The 2,533-nt window shown below is 74.2% G+C and carries 3 protein-coding genes; 2 read left to right on the forward strand and 1 reads right to left on the reverse strand.

All coding sequences use genetic code 11. The features are described 5' to 3' along the window. Positions 1-216: 216 nt before the first annotated feature. Both ABZ371_RS31575 and ABZ371_RS31580 read left to right on the forward strand, forming a co-directional pair. Entirely contained in the window at positions 217-450 is a 234-nt protein-coding gene (locus ABZ371_RS31575; protein WP_358686147.1) for a hypothetical protein, read from the forward strand. Between the two features lie 64 nt (positions 451-514). Further along, positions 515-1,741, forward strand: a complete 1,227-nt coding sequence (locus tag ABZ371_RS31580) for a TerD family protein (protein WP_358686149.1) — start codon at positions 515-517, stop codon at positions 1,739-1,741. Positions 1,742-1,849: 108 nt separating this feature from the next. On the opposite strand, the gene ABZ371_RS31585 is transcribed toward ABZ371_RS31580, so the two are convergent. Next, a complete protein-coding gene (locus ABZ371_RS31585) occupies positions 1,850-2,080 on the reverse strand; it encodes a hypothetical protein (protein WP_014156926.1) in 231 nt (76 codons plus the stop codon). Positions 2,081-2,533: the final 453 nt, after the last annotated feature.

Genomic DNA, 2,533 nt, shown 5'->3' on the forward strand with positions numbered 1-2,533 from the left:
CACCGCGCCGCCCACGACCACCCCCCCCCCCCCATCGGCGCGTCCGGCCCCCCGCCGGCGCCCCGCCGGCCCCGCGACCCGGCGTGACCGGAGCCGCGGCGGGGCGGCACGGCCGGAGCGCCTCGCCGCCTCCCCGCTCCGGTCGCGGGCCGCCGGGCGCGCCCCCGGGCGGAAAACGCCGCGACGCGGCGGCGGGGGCGCGGGCATCCTACGGTCATGCCGAAGCCTTCAGGATTCCAGTACGAGCAGCACGGTGACACGAGCGTCACCATCACCCACCACGGCCGCCCCGCGGGCACCCTGCGCGGCGGCCGCGCGGCGAAGTTCGTCGCCGAGGTGGAGTCCGGCGACGCCCAGCTGGTCATGGCGCGCTGGACGGGCGCGTACCGGCACGGCAACGAGCGCACCGCCCGCGAGCACCCCCGCAACCGGGCCCGCGGCGGGCGCTGACCCGTACGGGGCACACCGGTGAAGGTAAGGGAACGGCAAAGCCGGATCGTTCGTTACCCCGTGCATGACCGCAATGACCCCCGGCTCGAACATCCCTCTCTCCGCCGCCCGCGTGGCGGTGGACGTCGCCGCACCGGTGCGGCTCGACGTCTCGGGCCTGCTGCTCACCGCCGACGGCAAGGTGCGCTCGGACGACGACTTCATCTTCTACAACCAGCCCTCGGGCCCCGGCGTGACCTACCGGCCGGGCGGCGGCTCCGCGCCCGACGCGATCGTGGTGGACACCACGGCGGTCCCCCCGGGCATCGAGAAGATCGTCGTCACGGCGAGCCCCGACGCGGCCGGCCGGACGTTCCAGGGCATCGAGCCCACCGCGACCGTGCGCAACGCGGACGACGGAAGCGCGCTCGCCACCTTCACCCCTCCCCGGCTGGGCGGCGAGACGGCGCTGGTGGTCGTCGAGATCTACCGGCGCAACGGCGCGTGGAAGGTCCGCGCGATCGGCCAGGGCTACGCCGACGGGCTCGCGGGCATCGCCACCGACTTCGGCGTCTCCGTGGAGGAGCCCGCCGCCGCACCCGCCGCCGCACCCGCCGCCCCGGCCGCTCCTCCGGTCGCGGCGGCGGCCGCTCCCGTGGACCCCCGGATCGCTCCCCCGGCACCGCCCGCACCCCCCGCTCCGCCGGCCGCGCCGCCCGCGCCGGCCGGCGCCGGCCGGATCAACCTCGACAAGGGCCGGGTCAACCTCCAGAAGAACCAGACGGTGTCCCTGGTCAAGGGCGGCCGCCCGCTGCTCTCGCAGGTCAAGATGGGGCTCGGCTGGGAGCCGGCGTTCCGCGGCAAGGACATCGACCTCGACGCCTCGGTGATCGCCTACGGCCCCGACCGCAAGCACCTGGACAGCTGCTACTTCGGCAAGCTGTCCATCCTGAACGGCGCGATCAAGCACTCCGGCGACAACCTCACGGGCGAGGGCGCGGGTGACGACGAGGTGATCGTCGTCGACCTCGGCCGGATCCCCGCCGAGGCGACCGGCCTGGTCTTCACGGTGAACTCCTTCACCGGGCAGAAGTTCACCGAGGTGGCCAAGGCCTACTGCCGGCTGATCGACGCGGCCACCGGCGAGGAGCTGGTCCGCTTCGACCTGACCGGCGCGGAGCCGCAGACCGGCGTGATGATGGCCAAGCTGATCAAGCAGTTCTCCGGCGAATGGGAGATGACGGGCATGGGCGAGTTCGTGAAGTCGCGGACCGTGCGCGGCATGGTCAAGCCCGCCGCGAAGGCCCTGTAGAGCCGCGAAGAGCCCACAACGGCTTCCGGGGCACCTGGTGGACTTCTCCTCAGGTGCCCCGGATCCGGAGAGTCTCCGGTCGGACGCGGTACGTGCTCGTTCTCCCTCTCAGAGCTTGGTCAGCTTGGAGTACGGGCTCAGGATCCTTCCCTGACGCCCCGAGAAGTCGATGAGCACTGCGTCGTTGTCGCCCTCTACAGCGAGGACTCGGCCGAGTCCGAACTGGTCGTGCGACACCCTGTCGCCCACATCGAAGCATTCGACCGGTGGGGCCGCCTGGGCCGGGCGGTTGAAGGGACTGGAAGGCAGGTGACGCCGGGATCCGGCTGACTGTTTCATTACGTTGAGTATGCGCCCTGGGAGCGTCCGACGCCATGCCCGACCGCACCCGGGGCCGCAGTAGTGGCGGTTTCGTAATCAGCCGCCCCGGGGTCGGCGGGCGCTCCTGCCCGCCTCCACCAGGGGCACCGAGCGGAATGCCGCGCCGGAAAGCCCCCCGAAAGTGTGGCGGTTCTCGCTCCCGGACGGCGCGTGCCCGGTGCGGTGTGCCGCGCGGTCCCGGATGCGGGGCCGGCCCGGTCGGCGCGGTCCCCCGTCCGCCTCCGCGCGGGAGGTGCGCGGGGCCTGCCCGGCCGTGTCGATCAGCACGGCGCGGTGGCCCCGGGGCGCCGGCGTAGCTCCCGGGCGGCGCGGTAGGGGCCGTCCCCGTCCCCGCAGCACCCGGCAGGCCGCCGCTCCTCGCCGGACGGTGCCTGCCCGGATCCGGCGGCCGGCGGTCCGGCACACGGCGGC

Source organism: Streptomyces sp. NPDC005899 (assembly GCF_040629645.1).
Taxonomy (GTDB): Bacteria; Actinomycetota; Actinomycetes; order Streptomycetales; family Streptomycetaceae; genus Streptomyces.

What these genes read in the sequence shown, in the direction of transcription:
- ABZ371_RS31580 (WP_358686149.1), top strand. Translation starts at nt 515, where the DNA reads ATGACCGCAATGACCCCCGGCTCGAACATCCCTCTCTCCGCCGCCCGC.
- ABZ371_RS31575 (WP_358686147.1), top strand. Translation starts at nt 217, where the DNA reads ATGCCGAAGCCTTCAGGATTCCAGTACGAGCAGCACGGTGACACGAGC.
- ABZ371_RS31585 (WP_014156926.1), bottom strand. Translation starts at nt 2,080, where the DNA reads ATGAAACAGTCAGCCGGATCCCGGCGTCACCTGCCTTCCAGTCCCTTC.